This is a genomic window from Kitasatospora sp. NBC_01287 (assembly GCF_026340565.1).
In the GTDB taxonomy this organism is placed as follows: domain Bacteria; phylum Actinomycetota; class Actinomycetes; order Streptomycetales; family Streptomycetaceae; genus Kitasatospora.
Map to the genome: position 1 here is coordinate 4,818,194 of NZ_JAPEPB010000001.1, position 22,071 is coordinate 4,840,264.

General features: G+C 74.1%; 20 protein-coding genes, 1 tRNA gene and 1 riboswitch. Of the genes, 11 read left to right on the forward strand and 10 right to left on the reverse strand.

Annotation, left to right across the window (positions count from 1 at the left end; translation table 11 throughout):
* The first annotated feature begins 177 nt into the window (after positions 1 to 177).
* Complete coding sequence (locus OG455_RS20690) at positions 178 to 675, forward strand: rhodanese-like domain-containing protein (RefSeq protein ID WP_266295873.1); 498 nt, start codon at positions 178 to 180, stop codon at positions 673 to 675.
* Between the two features lie 36 nt (positions 676 to 711).
* On the opposite strand, the gene OG455_RS20695 is transcribed toward OG455_RS20690, so the two are convergent.
* From OG455_RS20695 to OG455_RS20705, 3 genes are all read right to left on the reverse strand, one after another.
* A complete protein-coding gene (locus OG455_RS20695) occupies positions 712 to 1,752 on the reverse strand; it encodes a helix-turn-helix domain-containing protein (protein ID WP_266295875.1) in 1,041 nt (346 codons plus the stop codon).
* Between the two features lie 262 nt (positions 1,753 to 2,014).
* A complete protein-coding gene (locus OG455_RS20700) occupies positions 2,015 to 3,514 on the reverse strand; it encodes an aminopeptidase P family protein (RefSeq protein WP_266295877.1) in 1,500 nt (499 codons plus the stop codon).
* A gap of 140 nt (positions 3,515 to 3,654) precedes the next feature.
* A complete protein-coding gene (locus OG455_RS20705; protein WP_266295879.1) occupies positions 3,655 to 5,253 on the reverse strand; it encodes a PP2C family protein-serine/threonine phosphatase in 1,599 nt (532 codons plus the stop codon).
* A 504-nt stretch (positions 5,254 to 5,757) separates the two neighbouring features.
* Between OG455_RS20705 and OG455_RS20710 the strand changes: the two genes are divergently transcribed.
* Positions 5,758 to 6,507 (forward strand): bifunctional DNA primase/polymerase, encoded by a 750-nt coding sequence (locus OG455_RS20710; RefSeq protein ID WP_266295881.1) that lies wholly within the window; start codon positions 5,758 to 5,760, stop codon positions 6,505 to 6,507.
* A 320-nt stretch (positions 6,508 to 6,827) separates the two neighbouring features.
* Here OG455_RS20710 and OG455_RS20715 read toward each other — a convergent pair whose 3' ends face one another.
* Positions 6,828 to 7,811: a DUF5926 family protein gene (locus OG455_RS20715; RefSeq protein WP_266295883.1), complete on the reverse strand. Its 984-nt coding sequence runs from the start codon at positions 7,809 to 7,811 to the stop codon at positions 6,828 to 6,830.
* An 80-nt stretch (positions 7,812 to 7,891) separates the two neighbouring features.
* Entirely contained in the window at positions 7,892 to 8,437 is a 546-nt protein-coding gene (locus tag OG455_RS20720) for an ATP-binding protein (protein ID WP_266300892.1), read from the reverse strand.
* On the opposite strand from OG455_RS20720, the gene OG455_RS20725 reads away from it, so the two are divergent.
* The gene (locus OG455_RS20725) at positions 8,336 to 8,548 is read left to right on the forward strand and encodes a hypothetical protein (RefSeq protein ID WP_266301099.1); all 213 of its coding nucleotides are present in this window, start codon (positions 8,336 to 8,338) and stop codon (positions 8,546 to 8,548) included. The two genes, OG455_RS20720 and OG455_RS20725, sit on opposite strands and share 102 nt — an antisense overlap.
* Positions 8,549 to 8,917: 369 nt before the next feature.
* Here OG455_RS20725 and OG455_RS20730 read toward each other — a convergent pair whose 3' ends face one another.
* Complete coding sequence (locus tag OG455_RS20730; RefSeq protein WP_266295884.1) at positions 8,918 to 9,796, reverse strand: glycerophosphodiester phosphodiesterase family protein; 879 nt, start codon at positions 9,794 to 9,796, stop codon at positions 8,918 to 8,920.
* Between the two features lie 65 nt (positions 9,797 to 9,861).
* Complete coding sequence (locus tag OG455_RS20735) at positions 9,862 to 11,196, reverse strand: cytosine permease (protein ID WP_266295885.1); 1,335 nt, start codon at positions 11,194 to 11,196, stop codon at positions 9,862 to 9,864.
* Between the two features lie 108 nt (positions 11,197 to 11,304).
* A riboswitch (TPP riboswitch) is annotated at positions 11,305 to 11,451 on the reverse strand.
* A 230-nt stretch (positions 11,452 to 11,681) separates the two neighbouring features.
* Between OG455_RS20735 and OG455_RS20740 the strand changes: the two genes are divergently transcribed.
* The 7 genes from OG455_RS20740 (at position 11,682) to OG455_RS20770 (ending at position 18,816) form a co-directional block, all read left to right on the forward strand.
* Positions 11,682 to 13,469, forward strand: coding sequence for a S1C family serine protease (locus OG455_RS20740; protein ID WP_266295887.1), 1,788 nt, complete (start codon positions 11,682 to 11,684; stop codon positions 13,467 to 13,469).
* Between the two features lie 68 nt (positions 13,470 to 13,537).
* Positions 13,538 to 13,625: transfer RNA gene (locus OG455_RS20745), tRNA-Ser, on the forward strand.
* Between the two features lie 95 nt (positions 13,626 to 13,720).
* Entirely contained in the window at positions 13,721 to 14,518 is a 798-nt protein-coding gene (locus tag OG455_RS20750) for a hypothetical protein (RefSeq protein WP_266295889.1), read from the forward strand.
* Positions 14,519 to 14,656: 138 nt separating this feature from the next.
* Positions 14,657 to 15,475, forward strand: coding sequence for a hypothetical protein (locus OG455_RS20755; RefSeq protein ID WP_266295891.1), 819 nt, complete (start codon positions 14,657 to 14,659; stop codon positions 15,473 to 15,475).
* 126 nt (positions 15,476 to 15,601) lie between these two features.
* Entirely contained in the window at positions 15,602 to 16,966 is a 1,365-nt protein-coding gene (locus OG455_RS20760) for an FAD-binding oxidoreductase (RefSeq protein WP_266295893.1), read from the forward strand.
* Between the two features lie 280 nt (positions 16,967 to 17,246).
* The gene (locus OG455_RS20765) at positions 17,247 to 17,576 is read left to right on the forward strand and encodes a hypothetical protein (RefSeq protein ID WP_266295894.1); all 330 of its coding nucleotides are present in this window, start codon (positions 17,247 to 17,249) and stop codon (positions 17,574 to 17,576) included.
* A 208-nt stretch (positions 17,577 to 17,784) separates the two neighbouring features.
* Positions 17,785 to 18,816: a DUF1906 domain-containing protein gene (locus tag OG455_RS20770; protein ID WP_266295895.1), complete on the forward strand. Its 1,032-nt coding sequence runs from the start codon at positions 17,785 to 17,787 to the stop codon at positions 18,814 to 18,816.
* Positions 18,817 to 18,820: 4 nt separating this feature from the next.
* Here OG455_RS20770 and OG455_RS20775 read toward each other — a convergent pair whose 3' ends face one another.
* Positions 18,821 to 19,234: a nuclear transport factor 2 family protein gene (locus tag OG455_RS20775; RefSeq protein ID WP_266295897.1), complete on the reverse strand. Its 414-nt coding sequence runs from the start codon at positions 19,232 to 19,234 to the stop codon at positions 18,821 to 18,823.
* Between the two features lie 87 nt (positions 19,235 to 19,321).
* Entirely contained in the window at positions 19,322 to 20,263 is a 942-nt protein-coding gene (locus OG455_RS20780) for a zinc-binding dehydrogenase (protein ID WP_266295899.1), read from the reverse strand.
* Positions 20,264 to 20,374: 111 nt separating this feature from the next.
* Between OG455_RS20780 and OG455_RS20785 the strand changes: the two genes are divergently transcribed.
* On the forward strand, positions 20,375 to 21,352 hold the full coding sequence (locus OG455_RS20785; RefSeq protein ID WP_323185644.1) for a LysR family transcriptional regulator: 978 nt from the start codon (positions 20,375 to 20,377) through the stop codon (positions 21,350 to 21,352).
* Between the two features lie 51 nt (positions 21,353 to 21,403).
* Here the strand turns inward: OG455_RS20785 and OG455_RS20790 are convergent, their stop codons facing one another.
* A complete protein-coding gene (locus OG455_RS20790; RefSeq protein WP_266295903.1) occupies positions 21,404 to 22,054 on the reverse strand; it encodes a TetR/AcrR family transcriptional regulator in 651 nt (216 codons plus the stop codon).
* Positions 22,055 to 22,071: the final 17 nt, after the last annotated feature.

Here is a 22,071-nt window from a genome sequence, read left to right on the forward strand (position 1 = left end):
CATGGTCGGAGACTCGTACACGGCGTGCGTTTGACCCTCACGCAACGTCAGGCCCCACGGTGGAGACCAGTTGGCGGGATCTTGGTGGTCGTAGTCGTTGCCGCCACTGTCGGCGGTAGGGGTCGGCGGCGGAGGATCGACTCACCGCCCCGAGCCCCGACCGCCCAGGAGCCGACCGTGACCGCCGCCCCCACCGCCCCCACCGCCCCCGCCGCCCCTGCCCCCGCGCCCACCGCCTCGCCCGTCACCGCGATCCCGGCCCTCGCACCCGAGCGGGCCTTCGCCTTCTTCGCCGAGCGCCTCGGCTGCCAGGCCGACCCGGCCGACGTCTGGTACGCGCTGCGCGACGGCCGGCAGGACTTCACCATCGTCGACGTCCGGATCGAGGGCGCCCACCGCAGGACGCACCTGCCCGGTGCGATCAGTCTGCCGCTGGCCGAGATCACCCCGGAGAAGGTCGCCGACCTGCCGCCGGGCCTGCTGCTCGTCCACTGCTGGGGCCCGGCCTGCAACGGCTCGACCAAGGGGGCGATGAAGCTGGCCGCGCTCGGCCGCGAGGTCAAGGAGATGATCGGCGGCCTGGAGTACTGGATCCGGGAGGGCTGGCCCACCGAGGGCCGCCGCCCGGTGGACCCGGCCACCGCCACCCCGGCCGACCTGGGCCTGGTCTGCTGAGGCGAGGTCGCGGGGCCGGACGGACCTGACCGAGCGCTACTGGGCCACCCCGGTGCCGAAGGAGCGCCGGTAGGCGGTCGGCGAGGTGCGCATGGTCCGGCCGAAGTGGTGCCGGTAGGTCGCCGCGCTCTCGAAGCCGACCGCCGCGGCGATCTCCTCCACCGTCCCGTCCAGCGACTCCAGCAGCGGCAGGCTGGCCGCGATGCGCTGGGTGACCACCCAGCGCATCGGGCTGGTCCCGTTGCGCGCGGTGAAGTGGCGCAGGTACGAACGGTCGGACATCCGGGCCGCCCGGGCCAGCAGCGAGAGCGTCAGCGGTGAGCCGAGGTGCTCCAGTGCCCACCGCATGCTGGCCGCGATCCCGTCCTCCTCCTCGGCCACCGGTGCCACCGCGGCCTCGATGAACTGCGCCTGCCCGCCGTCCCGGTGCGGCGGCACCACGAAGCGGCGGGCCACCGTGTTGGCCACCTTGGCGCCGTGGTCACGGCGCACCAGGTGCAGGCAGAGGTCGATGCCGGCCGCGCTGCCGGCGCTGGTCAGCAGGTCGCCGTGGTCCACGTAGAGCACGTCCGGGTTGACCCGGACCGCCGGGTAGCGCTGCCGCAGCAGCTCGGCGTACCGCCAGTGCGTGGTGGCCTCCCGGCCGTCCAGCAGTCCGGTGGCGGCCAGGGCGAAGGCGCCCGAGCAGATCGACACGATCCGGGCCCCGCGCTCGTGGGCCGTGCGCAGCGCGGCGACCAGCCCGGCCGGCACCTCCCCGCTGAAGGTGTTGGCCACCCCGACCACGATCACGGTGTCGGCGGCCGCCAGTTCGTCCAGCCCGTGGCGCGCCGTCAGGGCGAAACCGCCGAGCGCGTTCAGTGGCCGGCCCGGCTCGTCCGCGCAGACCTTCAGCCCGTACCAGGGGGACGCCAGCAGCCCCGCCAGCTCCGGCCGGGCCAGCCCGAAGACCTCCACCACCACGCCGAGTTCGAACGGTGCCATGCCCTCGTAGGCGTACACCCCCACCGTGTGCACCGGCTCGGGCCGCCGCCCGATCACCACGTCCACCGCTCGCGACGCACTCCGCTCGGTCATCGATCCCCCTGTTCACCGTGGCGGAACTGCTGGCGAGTGTAGTGCGCGGTGCCCTGCCGGCGGTCCGTCAACCGGTCCGGGAGCGGCACGGACCGATGGTGATCGAAGCTGCCGGGAACCGTTCCGAAGTCACCCTGCGACGCCCCCGAGTGCGACACCCCGAGGGGATGGACGCCCCGAGAGGATGGACGTCCCGCCCCGAAGACCGGTGCCCGGCCCCGCACGAGCGGGGCCGGGCACCGGCGGTGGCTGCGGCCGGGCCTCAGCCGGTCAGCTCCGCCATCCACGCCTCGACCGCGTCCGCCGTGCGCGGCAGCGCGGCGGAGAGGTTCTCGTTGCCCTCGGCGGTCACCAGGATGTCGTCCTCGATCCGCACCCCGATGCCGCGGTACTCCTCGGGGACCGTCAGGTCGTCCTGCTGGAAGTAGAGACCGGGCTCCACGGTCAGGCACATGCCCGGCTCCAGCACGGCGTCCACGTACTGCTCGCGGCGGGCGTGGGCGCAGTCGTGCACGTCCAGGCCGAGCATGTGGCCGGTGCCGTGCAGGGTCCAGCGGCGCTGCAGGCCCAGCTCCAGCACCTTCTCCACGTCGTAGACCGAGGCGTCCAGCAGGCCCCAGGCGAGCAGGTGCCCGGCCAGCACGCGCTGGGCGGCGTCGTGGAAGTCGCGGAACCGGCCGCCGGGCTCGACGGCCGCGATGCCGGCCTCCTGGGCCTCGTACACGGCGTCGTAGATCTTGCGCTGCAGCGGGGAGAAGGTGCCGCTGATCGGCAGCGTCCGGGTGATGTCGGCGGTGTAGAGGCTGGCGGTCTCCACTCCGGCGTCCAGCAGCAGCAGCTCGCCGGGGCGGACCTCGCCGTCGTTGCGGACCCAGTGCAGGGTGGTGGCGTGCGGGCCGGCGGCGGCGATCGAGCCGTAGCCGACGTCGTTGCCCTCGACCCGGGCGCGGCGCCAGAAGGTGCCCTCGATCCAGCGCTCGGAGGTGGCCCGGGCCTGCGCCAGCTCCCGCACCACATCGGTGAAGCCGTTGGCGGTGGCCGCGCAGGCGGCGCGCAGCTGCCCGACCTCCCACTCGTCCTTGACCAGGCGCAGGCCGCTGAGGAAGACCTTCAGCTCGTCGTCGCCCTCCTCGGTGCTGGTGACCGCGGCCTCCAGGGCGGCGTCGTAGCCGCGCACGATCCGGGTGGGCACCGCGGTGTCGGCGGCGGCCAGCTCCTCGGCGGCCTTGCGCACGTCCCGGGTGGGCAGGCCGAGCAACTGCTCGGCCTCGGCCAGGCTGTTGCGGCGGCCGACCCAGAGCTCGCCCTGGCCGTCCAGCCAGAACTCGCCGTTCTCCCGGTCGGAGCGCGGCAGCAGGTAGACCGCCTGCTCGTGGCCGCCCTCGGCGCGCGGTTCGAGCACCAGCACGGCGTCCTGGGTCTGGTCGCCGGTCAGGTGCGCGTACTCGCTGGCGGTGCGGAAGGCGTACTCGGTGTCGTTGGCCCGGGTGCGCAGGTTGCCGGCCGGGACCACCAGGCGCTCGCCGGGGAAGGCGGCCGAGAGCGCGGCCCGCCGGGCGGCGGTGTGCGTGGCCTGCTCGATCGGGGCCAGCCCGCGCAGCTCGGTGTCGGCCCAGCCGGACTTCATGGACGCGGCCAGCTCGTCGGAGACCTCGCCGTACAGGCCGTTCTTGCGGCTCTTGATCGGCTGCTCGGCCGACTCCTCGTCGGTGCCGGCCCCCTCGGGGTTCTCCGCCGTTGCCGGGGTGCGGTCCTCGGTCACGTTCGTCGCCTCCTTGCGAGTCACGCCGCCCCGGGCGCGTCGGGTCGCGACACGTGACGGGCGGCTTCGGCTCCCATGGTACGGATGACCTGCCGATCAACCGTTCGGGAGGGGCGGGGCCCGTCCCGGCGCCGGTGGGGCTACTCGAAGCGCGCCGCGAGCAGCACCAGATCGTCGGTCAGCCCGGTGACGTCGGGCACGCAGACCTCCAGCAGGTGCGCGCAGAGCCGGTCCGGGTCGTGGCGCACCTCGCGCGGGGCATCGGCGGCGGCCTTGCGCAGCCGGGCCTGGCCGGCGTGCAGGGTGGGGCCGCAGTGGCGGGCCAGGCCCTCGGTGTAGAGCACCAGCAGGTCGCCGCGCTCGACACCCAGCTCCACGCCCGGAGCCTCCCAGCAGCTGAGCATGCCCAGCGGGGCGGAGAGCGAGGTCTCGACGAAGTTGGCGCCGTACCGGGTGACCAGCAGCGGGGGGCAGTGGCCCGCGCCGGCCAGGGTGATCCGGCGCTCCTCGGGGTCCAGGCAGGCGTAGACGGCGGTGGCGGTGCGGGCCGGCTCGCAGGACTTGAGCAGCAGCTCCAGGTCGCCGAGCACGGCCACCGGGTCTTCGCCCTCCAGCACCGCGTAGGCGCGCAGCGCGGCCCGCAACCGGCCCATCGCGCTGGCCGCGGCGGTGGCGGAGGCGGGCCCGGCGCCCGGGCCGTCGCCGGAGACCGAGCCGACGGTCAGCCCGATCGAGCCGTCCGGCAGCGCGATCGCGTCGTACCAGTCGCTGCCCGCCGAGTTGTCCAGGCCGGCCGGCACCCAGCGGGCCGCCAGCCGCAGCCCGGGCAGGTAGGGCAGGTGGTCGGGCAGCAGGCCGCGGCGCAGCGCCTCGGTGGCCCGCAGACCCCGCTCGGCGGCCAGCCGGCCGGCCAGCAGGGGAGCCGCGAAGGCCAGGTAGTCGCGCGCCAACTCCTGCTGCAGCTCGGTGGGTTGACCGGGGTTCGGGTAGAACCAGACGGCGGCGGCCAGCGGGCCGTCCTCCTTGGTGGCCAGCGGCAGCGCGAAGCAGGCGCCCAGGCCGAGGCCGGCGGCCACCTCGCGGAACCGCGGGGCCACCTCGGCGACGGCGGCCAGATCGCGGTGGAGCAGCTGGCGCGGGCGCCCGGTGCCGCGCAGCAGCCCGGCGAACGGTCCGTGGTCGACCGGCACCGTCTCCAAGGCGCCGATCGCGGCGTGGTCCAGGGCCAGGCCCACCATCGGGCCGTGACCCGTGTGGTCCTGCCAGCAGCCCCCGGCCGGACCCCGCAGGGCGGCGGTCGCCGGCTCGCCGGCCCCGGTGGTGGCCGCGCGGCCCTCGCCGCTCTCCCGGGCGATGGGGACGAGCAACGCGCGTCCGGCGCCGAGCAGTTCGCCGCCGGAGCTGAGCAGGGTGGTCAGCGTGGCGGCCAGGCCGCGGGCCCGGGCCAGCCGCTCGGTGTGCCGGTGCAGCCGGTCCAGCGCCGCGAGGCGCTCCAGCGGGGGCAACTGGTCCAGCACGCCGGCTGGTTCGGCTGGTTCGGCCGGTTCGGCCGGTTCGACCGGCGGCTCGGCGCCCCGCCCCGGTGGCACCGCGGGTGGGGCGGTGGGCTGTGGGAGGTCCAGCAGGGTGGCCAGGCGTCCGGCCACCGGGGGCGGACCCTCCCCGCAGCCGGGGCTCTCGGCCGGTTCGGGCGAAGCACCGCTCGTGCCGGCCGCGCCGGACGGACGCTTGTCACTCATGCCGCGACTCCCAGCGCTGTGGCCGTACCGTACAAAGGGTTGCCAAACCACTCCAATGCCCCACTTCTACACAGGACGGTCGGCGCGTGTCCAGGATCGGGACCCCGCCGGATGGCTGGTTCTGCGTCGTGCGTGGAGGGCGCCGGGAGCGGGCAGAAGCTGTCCAGAGGTTGCCGGACCCTGCCCGGAGCGTAGGGATCCCCCCGCCCGGCAACCGTGCTGACCAGACGTCACTCACTCGTACGGTGGAACCAGAGGCCGCAGAAGGGCGTCCATCTGGTCGCATGAGGGATTCTCGTTCCAGGGACGCGCCCGAGGCCTGCCCGGGTCGGCGTCCCGTCGCGCATGACGCCGAGCACATCCCGCGGCTCCCCGGCCGCACCAGCAGTTGAACCAGTCGGTAACTGCCCAGCCAGTCGGTTGTGAGCCGGTCCGCCGGCCGCCCCTTCGGTCTTGATCCATTCGGTCTTGATCCATCCGGTCGCGGAGAGGAAGCGAGTGCCCATGCGTGAATCGCGGGAGTCCAGCAGGCACCGCAAGGCCCGGCAAGCGCTGCTCCAGGCGGCGCTGACCTGTGCGCAGCACTGGAACTGGCCGGTGGTGCCCGGCGCGGTGCTGGTCGAGCGGGTCGGTGGTCCGGGCGAGTCGGCCGCCGGCCCGCAGGTGGTCTGCTCCTGCGACGACCCGCGCTGCCCGGTGCCCGCCGCGCACCCGCACGACCAGTCGCTGCTGGCGGCCACCACCGATCCCCGGATGGTGCGCTGGTGGTGGGAGCGGCACAGCCCGCAGGCGCCGGTGATCGTGGCGACCGGACGGGCGGTGGCGGCGGTCAGCGTGCCGGCCGCGGTGGGCGGGGCGCTGCTGGGCTACCTGGACGCGCTGCGGCTGACCCCGGGCCCGGTGCTGGCCGGCCCGACCCGCTGGGCGCTGCTCGTCGCGCCCTACTCCTACCAGGAGTTGGCCGAGTCGCTGGTGGATCAGGAGCGGACCCTCGGCCCCGGCGGCGGGCCGGGAGTGGTGCCCAGTTCGGTGCGCTACCACGGGCCCGGCGGCTTCCTGGTGCTGCCGCCCTCGCGGGTCGGCGACGGGGGCGCCCCCGGCCGCAGGCCGGGGGAGGGCGCGGGGGTTCGCTGGGTGCGCCGGCCGGTGCCGGGGCCGGCCGGCGGGGTGTGGCTGCCGCCGGTGGCGAGTCTGCTGGAGGCGCTGGTGGCGGCGGGTTCGGCGGCGCCGGACGGCAGCCGGCTGGCCCACTGAGGGCCGACGCTGATGGTCCCGCGCCGATGGTCCTCAGGGGGCTTGCCGAGGGTCGGCTGACGACTTCCGGAAGGGCTGCCGTGATGTGCTGAAAGGCCGTCGGGATTGTCACGACGCCTTCTCGGCAGCCCACATGGAAGATCCGGCCGCTGGCGACGGGGGATGCACCAGCGGCCGGACTGTTTTGAACAGTAACAAGGATTCGCGCCGTCGCCAATTTCCCTGCGCGGCTCGGCCCCGGGTTTTCCGGGTTTCCGGGGTCGGATGTGACCGGACTCACGCTCACATGATCAGATTTGATCACAGTGCGCCATGTTCGGTCAGTTCAGGGTGACCTGACGGCTCACCAGGTTGGCCCGGGCCCGGCGCTCCTCGCCCGTCAGGGGCGCGGCGGCGGCCAGTGCGCCGGTCAGCCGCTCGGCGAAGGCCGCGGCCGGCTTCTCGCAGTCGGCCGCCGACATCGCCACCGGCAGGTCCCAGACCGGCACGGTCAGGCCGTGCGCGCGGAACGAGCCGACCAGCCGGGTGCCCTCGCCGACCGAGGCCTCGCCGAGGGCGGCGAGCCGGGCCAGCGCGTCCAGCAGCTGCTCCTCCGGCACGGTCATCACCCAGCGCAGGTGGTTCTTGTCCGGGGTGCCGCACCAGTAGGCGCTGTCCACCGAGGAGAGCTTCTCGGTCGGGATCGCCGAGGCGTTGGCCCGCTCCAGCGAGGCCGCGACCTCGCCGGAGGCGGCCTCGGCGTCCTCCAGCCAGAACTCGAAGCCGGTGTGCACCGCGGGGACGAACGGCGCGGCCGGGTCGAGCAGGTCCTGCAGCCGGGGGCCGTCGGCGGCGGCCCGGCGGGTCGGCACCGGGTTGCCCGGCTCGGTGACCAGGGCCTCGGCCAGCGCGTCCGCCAGGTCGCGGCTCAGGTCGCCGGAGGAGGACTGGGTCTGCAGGCCGAGCAGGATCGAGCCGTCCGGGCGGCGCAGGGCCGGCCAGGCCAGCGGCAGCACGGTGGCCAGGGTGACCGAGGGCACCTCGCCCGACGCCCCGTCGGCCACGCCGGCGGCCAGCGTCAGCGGCACCGTCGCGGCGGGCACCAGCTCGCGCAGCGCCACCCAGTCGGCCTCACCCGCCAGTCCCTCGAACGGGCGGTGCACCAGCTCCTGGACCGCGTGCGCGGCCTGCCGGCCGTGGCAGGCCTTGTACCGGCGGCCCGAGCCGCAGGGGCAGTCCTCGCGGGCGCCGACGACGGGGACGGCGCCGTCCGGCGCGGCGGCGCGGCTCGGCTGGGACGACTTCTTGGCGGCCTTCTTGGCCATGGTGCGGCTCTCCCGGGGATGGTGGGCACTGTCTCCGGGCAGCCTACTGAGAATCGGCGCGCTCCCTTTCCGGCCGCCGCTCAGGCCGAGCGGCGGGCCGGCCTGGCCGGCCAGGCCGGCAGCACCGCCCAGACGGTCACCTCGCCCGGCGCGTCCCGCACCCCCCAGTCGACGGCCAGTTGGCCCACGATGCTCAGGCCGCGCCCGCCCTTCGCGGTGAGCGAGGGGCTGGCCGGCAGCGGCCGGGTGCTCGCGCCGCCGTCGGTGACCTCCAGGCTCAGCAGGCCGTCGGTGTGCATCTGCCAGCGCACCAGCACCCCGCCGGGCTGCTCGGGACACGGTGTCCCGGCCGCCTCGTGCGCCGCCGCCGGGTGGCGGTGCACCCCGGCGCCGACCAGCAGCTCGTCGAGCGTGGCGGCCTCCTCCACCTCGGCGGACCCCGCCGAGGCGACGGCCGCCGCCTCGGCGGTAGGCCTGCCGGGCCGGGATTCCGCCCGCTCCTGGGGCTTCGCCAAATCAGTGGGATGCAGTGGGAATTCGTCGGGCGCCCCCCCGGCGAGATCCAGCAATGGAGCCAGCGGCCGCGCATAGCGGCAGGAATTGCTGAGCAGTTCGGAAAGGATCAGAACCGCGTCATCGATGACGGTATCGGGCACCTCGCGATCGCCCAGATCACGCCGCAGCCGGCGCCGGGCGGCCCCGACACTGGCCGGGCCGTGCGGCACCGCCATGGTTGATGAAGTCGGCACTTCACGCGCCACCATCAACGCCACCCCCGGACCTCCTTCAGCGTTTGCCGAGGGATGGATGCCCCGGGGGAATGCGCCGGAAACGGGTTGACTCGCTCGTGGTCCGTCAATTGTGAAGTCGCCGAGGTTGGCGCAACACGCTGTGCGCAAAAGGTGATTAGCTGCTTACGCTGCGTCAATCGAGGGGGCGGATTCCGTCCGCGTCGGCCAGTGCGCCACCCGGTTTCGCGCCCGCGTACGCCAAATCGGCGCAGTGGGCGCGGGCGCGGACGGCGGCCGCACGAGGTGATGCGGTGGCCGTGCGGTGGACGGTCCGGGTGTGGCGGGTGTGGCGGGTGTGTCCGATGGGACGGTCGATCAGCGGCCCAGCTGGTCCAGCACGTCCCGGGGGCGGTTGGTGATGATCGCCTCGACACCGAGCTCCAGGCAGAGCGCGACGTCCTCGGGGCGGTCCACCGTCCAGACGTGCACCCGGTGCCCGGCGGCCCGCAACCGGGTCACCAACTCCGGCTTGCGGCGGACCAGTTCGATGCCCGGTCCGGCGATCACCGCGCCGGCCGGCAGCCCGGCGCCGGGCCACAGGCGCAGCAGCGAGGGGTGCTCGAAGAGGAAGACCCGGGGAAACTCCGGTGCCGAGTCCCGCAGCCGGCCGAGCGCCAGCCCGGAGAAGCTCATCAGCCTGGCGTGCGGCCGCGCCGGGTCGCCCTCGCCGGCCGGCGCGCCCTGGATCCCGAAGCGGCGCAGCATCCGCACCAGCTCGGCCTCCACCGCGCCCCGGTAGCGCACCGGGTGCTTGGTCTCGATCGCCAGGTCCACCCGGCGTCCGCAGTCGGCGACCAGCTCCAGCAGCGACTCCAGCCTCAGCACCGAGTGCCGCTCCGGATCCGCCGCGCCGCCGTCACCGGTGGGGCGGCCGGGGCCCGCTGGTGCTTCGTCGGCGACCGGCTTCCAGGAGCCGAAGTCGTGCGCCGCCAGTTCCGCCAGGGTGAGCGTGGAGACCACCTTGCGCCCGCCGTCCGAGACCCGGGCGATGGTCCGGTCGTGCACGCAGACGAGCTGCCGGTCCCTGGTCAGCCGGACGTCGCACTCGACCGCGTCGGCCCCCTCGGTCAGCGCCCGCCGGTAGGCCGCCAGGGTGTGCTCGGGCAGCGCGGCCGAGGAGCCGCGGTGGGCGACCACCTGGACCCCCGGTGCGGTGCGGGCGGGGTCGGCGGCGGAGAGGTCGGGAGTCGTCACGGCACCACCCTAAGCGGCCCGGGTGACCCGGACGCGACGAGCACCCCAACGCCGGGTTCCGCAGGTCAGGCGGTGTCCGAGAGCCGGTTCAGCCCCAGCGTCAGCAGGCCCGCGACCAGGAAGGAGAAGAGCGAGGCGGAGGTCCACTCCTGCGGGGTGAAGTGCGCCCAGGACTGGGTGTCCGTCCAGAAGCGCGTCCAGGGTCCGGCGTGCTGGGTCGGCGCCAGGAACTGGTAGGTGCACAGGCCCAACGCCCACGGCAGCAGCATCAGTGGCCGGGCCGGTGCCTGCTGCGACATGTCCCAGCCGCGCCGGCCGCGGCCCAGGAAGTAGTCGGCGGCCAGCACCGCGAGCAGCGGCACGAAGACCGAGCCGATCAGCCCGAGGAAGGCGTAGTAGGAGTTGGTGAACTCGGTGATCCGCAGCGCCAGCACGGTGACCAGCAGGCCGATCCCGCCGGTCAGCAGCCGCCGGTCGACCCTCGGGAAGAGGTTGTGCACCGACATGGCGGTCGAGTAGACGTTGGCGAAGGACTGGTCCGCCTCGCGCAGCACCAGGACCAGCAGGAAGGCCCAGCCGGCCGTCACCCCGGTGAAGGAGTCCAGCAGGTTGTCGGCGTTGCCGTGCGACTGGAGCAGCGCGATCAGGCCGAGCAGGTAGCACCAGACCTGGGCCACGGTGTAGCCGGAGAAGGTCCCCCAGAAGGAGGCCCGCCCGGTGCGCGAGTGCCGGGTGTAGTCGGCGGCCAGCGGCACGAAGGAGATCGAGACGGCGATGATCGCGTCGGTCGCGCCGAGGAAGCCGTGCCAGTTGCCGGCTCCCGGGTCGGGCCAGCCCTGCCGCCCCAGCTGGACGGTGTAGTAGACCATCGCCACGCCCACCGCGATCGCCACGTACTTGCGCAGCGCCGCGATCGACCCCAGCGGCCAGATCGTCAGCACGGTGGTCAGCAGGCCGGCCAGCACCACGAAGAGCCAGCGCCAGCCCTGGGTACCGGCCACCGTCTGGGCACCCCAGGCGATCACGATCAGCTCGTAGACGCCCCAGCCCACGCACTGCGCGATGTTCAGCACGGTCGGCACGTAGGAGAGCCGGGTGCCGAAGAGCCCGCGCAGCACGGCCATGGCCGGCGCGCCGGTGCGGGCGCCGATCAGCGCGGCCACGCCCAGCATCGCGGTGCCGATCACGGTGCCCGCCACGATCGCGGTCAGCGCCGCGGTGAAGGAGAGCTCGCTGCCGGGCTGGCCCAGCACGGTGGCGGCGCTGGTGAAGCCGATCAGGCTGATCCCCAGGTTGGCCCAGAGCGCGAACTGGTCCTTGAAGCCCAGGGTGCGCGGCGGCGCGGTGTCCAGCACCAGCGGTGCCTCGGCGTGGCCGGCCGCGGCCCGCGGTTCGAGCACCGCCGTCGACGAGGACGACGAGGACGACGAGGGCGACGAGGGCGAGGAGGGCGAGGAGGACGAGGAGGGTGACGACGGGGAAGGCGAAGATGGGGAAGGCGAAGCAGCCGTCATGGCCAGGACTCCCTACGCCGGCATTACCCGGACAGGTTCCGGCGGTCAGCACTCCCTCGACCGCACCGGCGTCACCGCCATGGCGTACGGTCGATCAGCGCACTCTCAGCCTGGTGGGTCCAAGCTCCCGCGTGTCGATCAGGAAGCGACAGGGTAGCCCGGCGCTTGGATTACGCCAAGGCACGGCAGTGCGCCGTCCGGATCGCGGAACGCCTCGGGGAGGCCGTTCGGGTGTCGCGAGCAGGGCGAACGGGGGCCTGTTCGGTCCGTCTAAGGATTCTTACCAGTTCTTCAGGCGGCCCCTTACGGCAACCAGATCGGGCATAGGAAAAACTAGGGGCCAAGGTCCCTGTCAGCTATGGAGGTCGTCCGTGAGCACCGAGCACGAGAGTGGTTCCACCGGTCCGCAGGGGGAGCAGCTCTCCAGCGGGCACGGCGAGCCGGGGGGCACTTCGGCGGTCGGTGACCCCCGGGCGGGCACCGAGCCCGCGGCGAGCGAGCCGACGATGGTCCTGCCCGCGGCGGACCCGGGCGTGGCGGACGCGAGCGCGCCCGAGCGGCCCGTGGCACCGCAGCCGACCCTGGCCCTGACCAAGGTGCCCGCCCCGGAGCCGACCCCGGCCGCGCCGCCCGCCGAGCCCGCCAGGACCTACCTGGACGCGCCGCCGCCGGCCGCGCCCGGCTACCTGGACGCCCCGCCGCCGGTCCCGTCGGCGCCCGCCGTCGAGCCGCCCGCCAACCCGTACGCGGCCCCCGCGGCCCCGCTCGCCGCCCCGCCCGTGGGCGGCGCCCCGATCACCCCCGGCCTGCCGGCCGCCGGGGCCCCGCAGGGCGAGCAGCACCACCCGTTCGGCGCCGGCACCCCGATCGGCGATGCCTGGTCGACCCCGCAGCAGGGCCTGCCCGGCTACCCGGAGGGGACGGAGTTCGCCGGCCACCCGCAGGGCGGCGTCCCCGGTTACCCCGGCGGACCGGAGTTCCCCGGCGAGTACCCGGGCGGCTTCGCCCCGCCGCCCGCGCCGCGCAAGAAGGGCAAGGGCTCGCTGATCGCGCTGATCGCCGCGGTCGCCCTGGTGGCCGGTGTCGCGGGCGGGGTGGCCGGCGCGGCGCTCAAGGGCAACGGCAGCTCCGGCTCGTCCGCCCTGACCGGCAACAGTCGCTCCAGCACCACGACCACCAGCGCCAACAACCAGGTCGCGCTCAACCGGGCACCCGACTCGGTGGCCGGCATCGCGGGCACCGCGTTGCCCAGCACCGTCACCATCAAGGCGGAGGGCAGCTCGGAGTCCGGCACCGGCACCGGCTTCATCTTCGACACCCAGGGCCACATCCTGACCAACAACCACGTGGTCGCCCCGGCGGACAACGGCGGCAAGCTGAGCGTCAAGTTCTCCGACGGCAACACCTACCCCGCCTCGGTGGTCGGCAAGGCCAAGGGCTACGACCTCGCGGTGGTCAAGCTGGACGCGCAGCCGAGCGAGAAGCTCACCCCGCTCCCGCTGGGCGACTCCGACCAGGTCGCGGTCGGCGACGTGTCGATCGCCATCGGCGCGCCGTACGACCTGGAGAGCACCGTCACCTCCGGCATCATCAGCGCCAAGAACCGCCCGGTCGCCTCCGGTGACCAGGCCAGCACCCAGACCTCGTACATGAACGCGCTGCAGACCGACGCCTCGATCAACCCGGGCAACTCCGGCGGCCCGCTGCTCAACGCGAGCGGCCAGGTGATCGGGATCAACTCGGCGATCCAGTCCAACTCCAGCGGCAGCGGCCAGGCCGGCAGCATCGGCCTCGGCTTCGCGATCCCGATCAACCAGGCCAAGCGGGTCGCCCAGATGCTGATCACCACCGGCACCCCGGTCTACGCGACCCTCGGCGTGCTGCGCAACGACGACTACAGCGGGGACGGCGCGCAGATCATGACCTCCCCGGTCGGCGGCACCCCGGCCGTCACCCCCGGCGGCCCTGCCGACCAGGCCGGCCTGAAGCCGGGCGACGTGATCACCAAGCTCGGCGGCGAGATCATCGACAACGGTCCCGCCCTGGTCAGCGCCATCTGGACGCACGCCCCCGGCGACAAGGTGGACGTCGACTACACCCGCAACGGCACCTCCGGCCACACCAGCGTCACCCTGGGCAGCCGCTCCGGCGACCAGTAACCCCCGTCCCGCCCAGCCGCAAACCGGTGCACCGAACCCCCGCGGACCCGTTAGGCTGACCTCCGCCTGGAGAGCTGCCCGAGCGGCCTAAGGGAACAGTCTTGAAAACTGTCGTGCGGTGACCCCGTACCGTGGGTTCGAATCCCACGCTCTCCGCCGCGGACCGGCCCCTGACCAGCGACAACGGTCAGGGGCCGGGGTCTTTTCGGATCTTCAGCTCTCCTTCAGGCGGGCCTGGCAGGGTAGGGCTCATGACGACTGCTCAACTGCGGCCGAGCGAGCCGGCCGCCGCCGCGGAGCGCCTGCTGAGCAAGGTGCCCGAGGTCACGGCGCTGTTCTGGATCACCAAGGTGCTCACCACCGGGATGGGTGAGGACGCCTCGGACTTCCTGGTGCGCACGCTCGATCCGGTGCCCGCGGTCGGGCTGGGCGGGGTGCTGCTGGTGGCGGCACTGGCGCTGCAGTTCCGGGTGAAGCGGTACATCCCGTGGGTGTACTGGCTGGCGGTCACCATGGTGAGCGTCTTCGGGACGATGGCGGCGGACGTGCTGCACGTGGGGTTCGGGGTGCCGTACACCGTTTCGGCGCCGGGGTTCCTGGTGGTGCTGCTGGCGGTCTTCGCCTGGTGGCGGATCAGTGAGGGGACGCTGTCGATCCACAGCGTGCGCACCCCGAAGCGGGAGTTCTGCTACTGGGCGGCCGTGCTGGCCACCTTCGCGCTGGGCACGGCGGTGGGCGACATGACGGCCACCACGGTGGGCCTGGGCTACTTCTCCTCCGGGGTGGCCTTCACCGTCGCGATCGCGCTGCCCGCGCTCGCGCACTGGAAGCTGCGACTGAACGCGGTGCTCGCCTTCTGGCTGGCCTACATCCTGACCCGCCCGCTGGGTGCCTCGTTCGCCGACTGGATGGGCGCGGACCGCGACCACCACGGCCTGGGCTGGGGCTTCGGGCCGGTCAGCCTGGTGCTCGCGGTGCTGATCGCGGCGCTGGTCGGTGTGCTGACGGTGCGTGGTGGCGCTGCCGCGGGGCGGCGCCGGGCGGGCTGAAACCGGGGCCGGCGGCCGGCGGGACCAGGACGGGGAAGGGATGACGCCCAATCGGCTGAACTTCCCGTATGACGGTGCTACCTTCGTCCCGCAGCCGCCACCGGGTGCGCACAGGCCTTGGTCGAGGGGGAGACCGACATGTCCGACGAGCAGCCGTATCCGCCGCCGGGCGGGCCTTCGGGGCCGCCGCCGTACCTGCCCCCGGCTCCGGGCCCGGCCCCGTCAGCCGCTTACCCACCCCCTGCCTACCCGCCGCCCGGCGGGCCGCTGCCCCCCGGCTACCCGGCAGCACCCGGCTACGCCGTGCCGCCCGGGTACCCGCCGCCACCGCCGCGGACGCCCCGGAAGGGGCTGTGGACGGCGGTGGCCGTCGTCGCCGGGATCGCGGTGCTGAGCGGTGTGGTGCTCGCGGTCTCCTCCTCCACCAGGCCGGACCCGGTGGACATCGCGCTGCCGCACTCGGTCGAGGGCAAGGCGATGGCCGACGGCTCGGACGGCCGTGACTCGCTCATCGACCAGTCCAATGCCTCCCGGGCGGGCCTGGCAGATCTGAGGCAGGCCGGCTACGGAGCCGCCGCCGCTTCCTCCGACGAGGCCGCCTGGAGCGTGGCGATCGGCCGTAACGCCGACCACACTTTCGCGGGCTGGCTCGCCGGCAACCGGGGGGACATCGCCGATCGGGCCAAGGTCACCCATCCTGACCTGGGGATCGGCGGCACGACGGAGTGCTACCAGGCGAACAGCGGGAGCGGCGGGAGCGGTGACAGCGGTGACAGCGGTGACAGCGGTGACAGCGGCAGCGGTGACAGCAGTGACAGCAGTGACAGCGACAGCGATTTCGGCTCACTGTGCATCTGGTACGACGACAACTACGTGCTGATCGTGGTGGGCAACGCCGCCTCCGCCGGGGAGGTCGGCGCGGTGGTGCGCGGGGTCTACCAGGGCACCGAGCGCTGAGAGCGCCGGGCCGCGACCACCGCTCCGGCGGGGAACGCTCCGCCGGGCCCGCCCCCGCGGACACCCACCCCCGCCTCCGCGGGCTTCCGTCACACTGGGCTCCTCGGACGACGAGAGGGGCCTGTGATGAGCGAGCTGATGGAGCGTCTGCTGGCGGGGCTGCCCGCGGCGGCGGTGGTCGTCGATCCGGCGGTGACCGCCGCCTACCGGCACGACATGGCGGGGTTCTGCGAGGCCGGTGAGCCGGCCGTGCTCGTCTTCCCGACCACGGTCGAGGAGGTGCGGCACGTGCTGCGCACCGCGAGCGAACTGCGGGTGCCGGTGGTGCCGCAGGGCGCCAGGACGGGCCTGTCCGGCGGGGCGAACGCGGTGGCCGGCTGTGTCCTGCTCTCGCTGGTGAAGATGGACCGGATCCTGGAGCTGGACCCGGTGAACCGGATCGCCGTGGTGGAGCCCGGGGTGGTCAACGCCCAGCTCTCCCGGGCCGCCGAGGCACGCGGCCTGGCCTATCCGCCGGACCCGTCCAGCTGGGAGTCGTGCACCATCGGCGGCAACATCGGCACCGGCGCGGGCGGCCTGTGCTGCGTCAAGTACGGGGTGACCGGCGAGTACGTGCTCGGCCTCGACGTGGTGCTGGCCGACGGGCGGCTGCTGCGCACCGGGCGGCGCACCGCCAAGGGCGTGGCCGGCTACGACCTGACCCGGCTCTTCGTCGGCTCCGAGGGCACCTTGGGCGTGGTGGTCGGCGCGGTGCTCGCCCTGCGGCCCGCGCCCGCGCCGCAGCTCGCGCTGGCGGCCGAGTTCGCCAGTGCGACGGCGGCCTGCGCGGCGGTCAACGCGGTGATCGAGGCCGGCTTCACCCCCTCGTTGATGGAGCTGATGGACTCGGTGGTCGTCAAGGCGGTCAACCGGTTCGGGCGGATGGGGCTGCCGGAGAGCACCGAGGCGCTGCTGCTGGTGGCCTTCGACGGGCCCGAGCGGCTCCAGGAGCTGGCCGCGGTCGCCGAGCTGTGCCGGGCGGCGGGGGCCACCGAGGTGGTGCCCGCCGATGACCAGGCCGAGTCGGAACTGCTGCTGCAGGCCCGGCGCCTGGCGCTGACCGCGATGGACACCCTGGGCACCACGATGGTGGACGACGTCGCGGTACCGCGCTCGCGGATGGCCGAGATGCTGAACGGCGTGGCCGAGATCGGTGAGCGCTGCGGACTGACCATCGGCGTCTGCTGCCACGCGGGGGACGGCAACACCCACCCGATCGTCGCCTTCGACGCGAAGGACCCGGACCAGGTGGCCCGGGCCAAGGACTCCTTCGACGCGATCATGGCGCTCGGTCTGGAGCTGGGCGGCACGATCACCGGCGAGCACGGGGTGGGGCTGCTCAAGCGGGAGTGGCTGGCCCGGGAGCTGGGGCCGGTCGGCTGGGAGCTGCAAAAGCAGATGAAAGGATTGTTCGACCCGCTGGGAATCCTCAATCCGGGCAAGCTGTTCTGAGCCATTCCGGGGTGGCGCGAGGGGGTGGCGCGGCGCCGGCGGGCGCTGGGCCCGGGGTGGCCGGGCGCTGCGATGGCCGAAGAACGACCTGTGGATATCGGCTCTTCCGGGGTCCGGGTTTAGCTTTCCGACGTCACGCGATCGAGCGAATTGCCTGGTGGGGGCTGGCGGAGTGCCCCGCGGCGGTTGAATCCTGATCTCGGCGTCGCAGCCCGCAGGGGTTCGTCTGGCCGCGAACTCCCGCAGCAATTAACCCACTTCCGGATTTCTGGAGGATCTCATGGCTCGCTTCCGCACTGCACGGGTGGCCGTCGCGCTGGCCGCAGCCCCGCTCGCCGCAGGCCTGCTGCTGGCTGGTGCCGGCGCCGCGTTCGCCGACAACGTGGCCGGCGCCGATCAGGGTGCCAACAGCAGCGTCGTCTCCAACGTCGGCAGCGGCAACATCTTCGGCTCGGTGGACGGCAACTACAACTGGACCCAGCAGACCGCGACCGGCAGCGGCGCCTCGAACCAGAACAACACCCTCGGGGTGAAGGACAACTCGGGCTGGGTCTACGCGGACCAGTCGAACAAGGACGTGAAGATCGACTTCGCACCGATCATCAAGTGAGTCGGTGACGGGCGGCGGAAAGGGTCACCGCGGCTCAGGGTCCGTGGGCGGTGCCGGCGACGGCGCCGCCCACCGGCGCGTCCGGCCCCGGGCGTCCGGCCCCGGGTGGGTGGCCGGGCTGCTCCGTCCGGGTGGAGCAGTGGTGCGCACCCGGCGCGTCCGCCCCCGGTTGACCCGGTACGGCGTCAGCCGCGGCCAGGATCGAGGGATGGTCCGCTATCTGCGTCCGGCGGCGCTCTCGGCCGCCGCCCTGGTTCTGCTGCTGGCCACCGACGGGAGCGCGGTGCGGGGACTGCCGCTCGCGTACGCGGAGACGGCCAACCGGACACTTGCGGCCCGGCACGCGGTGCCCGTGGCCGTCTCCGTGGCCGCGCCGCCCGGTGCCGCCTCACCTGATCCGGCAGCACCGGCAGCACCGGGAGCACCGGCTGATCCCGCCGCGCCCGCCGCGCCTGCTGCCCCCGCCGCGCCACCCGCGCCCCCCACGGTGCTGCCCGACCCCGGGGCGGCCGCGCTGGCCGCCGGTCCGCGCACCGTCTTCGCCGGCGGCGCCTTCGACGCCTGCAGCGCCCCGCCCCTGGAGGCCATGCGCGCCTGGCGCGGGACCTCCCCGTACGGTGCGGTCGGCATCTACATCAGCGGCCGCCAACGCGCCTGCGGCCAGAGCCGGTTGACCGCGGACTGGGTGCGCCAGGTCCGGGCGCTCGGCTGGCGGCTGATCCCCACCCACGTCGGGTTGCAGGCGCCGTGCAGCAAGGCGTCCAACAAGCCGCAGCGGATCGACCCGGCGCACGCCGTGGAGCAGGGGCGCCAGGAGGCGGCCGAGGCGGTGCTGGGCGCCGAGCGGCTGGGCATCGGCGTGGGCAGTCCGGTCTACCTGGACATGGAGGCCTACCAGCCCGGGGATGCCGACTGCGCCCGGGCGGTGATCGACTTCACCCTCGGCTGGACCCAGGGCCTGCACGGCGCGGGCTACTTTTCGGGTTTCTACTCCAGCCTCGAATCCGGGGTCGGCGATCTGGCCGCCGCGGCCCGGGCCGGCGCCGCCCCGCTGCCGGACTCCGTCTGGTACGCCCGCTGGGACGGCCGGGCCGCCCTGGACGGCGGCGGCGTGCTGGCCGACGACCAGTGGAGCGGCCACCGTCGGGCCCACCAGCTGGTCGGCAACGTGGCGGAGTCCTATGGAGGTGTCCAACTGGTCATCGATCGAGACCAGTTGGACACACTCGTGGCCCGCTGAGGCGTCACGCCTCGGGGAAGAGCACCTTCGCCACGTGCTGCGTGTCGGTGTACTCGCGCACCGAGGCGATCCGGCCGTCGCGCACCGTGAAGACGCCCAGGCACAGGTTGTCGTAGATCGCGCCGGCCTTGGCGACACCCTCCGAGCGCCACTCGGCGACCACCTGGGCGCCGTCGGCGATGACGTTGGTCAGCGTCACCTTGGGGGTCCCGCCCGGGGCGAAGAGCACGCCGCCGCTGCCCAGGAAGTCGTTGATGATCGCGTCGCGGCCGCTCCAGACCCGGGTCAGCGGGACGTCGCCCGGGTAGGTCCAGGTGGCGTCCTCGGCGAAGCTGTCCGTGATGACCGCCAGGTCGCCCTCGGCGACGGCGTTGACGTAGCGGACCACGACGTCCTTGGGGGTGAGCTCGTTCGACATGGTGAAGCCTCTCTCAGCAGTGGTTGTTCGGGCAAGGATGATTGAACAGAAGACAGATTTGATGGTCAATCAACTATTGGCATCGACTCAGCTGACGGTCAGCACGGCGTTGCCCCGGATCCGGCGCTCGCGCAGCTCGTCCAGCACCTCGGCGGTCCGCGTCCAGTCGCGGACGGTGCCGAGCTCCGGGTGCAGCTGCCCGTCCGCGGTCAGCCGCACCAGGGTGGCCAGGTCGGGCCCGTCCGGTCCGTCCACGTCGGCGTAGCTGAACTGCTGGATCGTCGCGCTGACCGGCCCGTTGAGGATGCTGAAGAAGTCCAGCGTCACCGGCTGACGGCTGGCCTGCCCGAACCAGAGCAGCAGCCCGCGCGGCGCCAGCCGGTCGAGCGCGAGCGGCAGGTTCGCGCCGCCGGTGGACTCCAGCACCAGGTCGAACGGCCCCTCGGCCGCCGCGACCGTCGGCACTACCTGGTCGGCACCCAGTTCGAGCAGCCGCGCCCCGCGCTCCGCCGAGGCGCTGACGGCGGTCAGCCGTGCCCCGGCCGCGGCGGCCAGCTCGGTGACGTAGTGACCGACCCCGCCGGAGGCCCCGGTGAGCAGGATCCGTCGCCCCGCGAGGTGGCCGGTGTGCCGGGCGGCGGCGCGCAGCAGGCGCAGCGCGGTCAGGCCGGCCAGCGGCAGCGCGGCGGCGGTGGCGGCCGTCAGGTGGTCGGGGATCGGGGCCAGCGCGGTGGTCGGCACCGCGACGTACTCGGCCCAGCCCAGCGCCGGCGGGTGGGCCACCACCCGGCAGCCGACCGCCGGCCCCGAGCCGTCCGGCGCCGCCTGCACCACCAGTCCGGCCACGTCCTTGCCGGGGCGCCAGCCGACCGGCGGGCGCTCCAGCACGAAGGTCTCACCGCGGTTCACCGAGTACGCCTCGACCTTGATCAGGGCCTGGTCGGACTGCTGCACCGGTTCCGCGACCTCGGCCAGTCGGACCGCGGGACCGGTCGTCCGGGGGCTGTCGGTGGGGATGAACGCCTTCATCTGCTCTGCTCCTTCGGGCTCTTCGCTGCGGTGCCCTCAGCTAACCGCCGGGCCCACCGGGGCGGCCAACAACCGCCCCGGTGCTCCGACAACCGGCGGTTGTCGGCGAAGATGGCGGGCGTGGACCTCGACCTCGCCCAGGTGCGCGCCTTCCTCGCGGTCACCGAGCACCGCCACTTCCGGCACGCCGCCGAGGAGTTGTCGATCACGCAGCAGGCGCTCTCCAAGCGGGTCGCGCGGCTGGAGGAGGCGCTGGGCGAGCGGCTGCTGGAGCGCGACGGGCGCGGCGTGACGCTGACCGCGGCCGGCGAGCGCCTCCTCGCCCCGGCCCGGGCGCTGCTGGCGGCCGGCGCGGTGGCGGTGGAGGCCGTCCGCGGGACGGTGCGGCCGCTGCGGCTGGACGTCTGGGGGCACTTGTTCGCGCCGCTGCGGACGGTGGGTCAGGTGGTGCACGCGGAGCTGCCGTTGAGGGTCGAGATCGGGCACGGGCGCGACCTGCCGGCCGTGGTCGGCGCGCTGCTGCGAGAGGAGGTCGACGCGGGGTTCGGCCGCTACCACGCGCTGGGGGACCGGCGGGACGAGGCGCTGGCGCACCGCCTGGTCCGGCTCGAACCGGTGGACGCGGTGCTCGGTCCGGGCCACCGGCTGGCGGCGGCCGAGGCGCTGCGGCCCACCGAGCTGCGTGGCGGGCGACTGCTGCTGCCGGCCGCGCTGGAGCGGCTGGACTTCCTGCAGCGCCTCGCCGAGCGGTTCGAGTGGGGCGAGGCGGTGGTGCCGGAGGCCAACCTCGGGGCCGAGCACTTCCTGACCCAGCTGCGCGAGGAGCCGGACGCGTTCACCGTGCTCCCGGCCGACCTGCCGCTGCCCGAGGGTGCGGCGGCCGCGGGTCTGCGCTCGGTGCCGCTGGTCGAGCCGACCCCGCTCTACGCCTGGTCGCTGGTCTGGCCCCGCCGCACCGGCCACCCGGGCGTCCCCGCCCTGCTGCGCGGCTTCGCCGAGGCCGGTCGGCGCAACCGCTGGCTGGAGTACCACCCGGAGCGTGACTGGCTCCCCGAGTCCGAGCGCGCGGAGCTGAGCGGGCGGAGCTGAGCGGGCGGAGCTGAGCGCGCGAGGCCGGGAGTTCTGGTCCGGGGGCGGGCGCTACGCCGTCGGCGCCCTCAACAGCGCGTCCAGGTACCGGCCCGCCTCCGCCCGAAGCTCGGCCGGCTCGGGGGTGCGGGCCTGCCCGGCGCCGGCCACCGCGTGGAACAGCACGCCCTCGCACCAGCGGACCAGGCTCAGCGCGTGGCGGTGCGGGTCGGGCGAGCCGGCGAAGGCCAGCAACTGGGCGAGTTGGGTGGTGAAGCGCGCACCCAGGCGGTCGTAGGTGGCGCGCAGCTCCGGGCGGCGGGTGGCCTCCAGCGCGAGCTCGAAGCGGGCCAGGGTGAGGGGCCGGCCCACGGTGAGCGCCTGGTGCACGCCGAGGGCGAGCAGTTCGGCCAGCAGCTCCCGGGGCGAGGAGCCGCCGACCCTCCCGTCCGCCGTCCCGGGCCCGTCCACCGTCCCGGGCCCGGCCACCGCCCCGGATCCGGCCGTGCTCTCGGCCGTCAGCAGTGTGGCCGCCTCCAGTTCGGCGATTCGGTCCAGCGCGGTCGCGAGGAGCGCGGCCCGGGTGCGGGCGTGGTTGGAGGTGGTGCCGGGCGGCAGGTCGGCGGTCTCGTCGACGGCCCGGTGGGTCAGGCCGCGCAGGCCCCGCTCGGCGATCAGGGCGATGGCGGTGTCGGCGATCAGGGCGGCGCGCGGCGAACTCATGCCACCGATCATCCCGC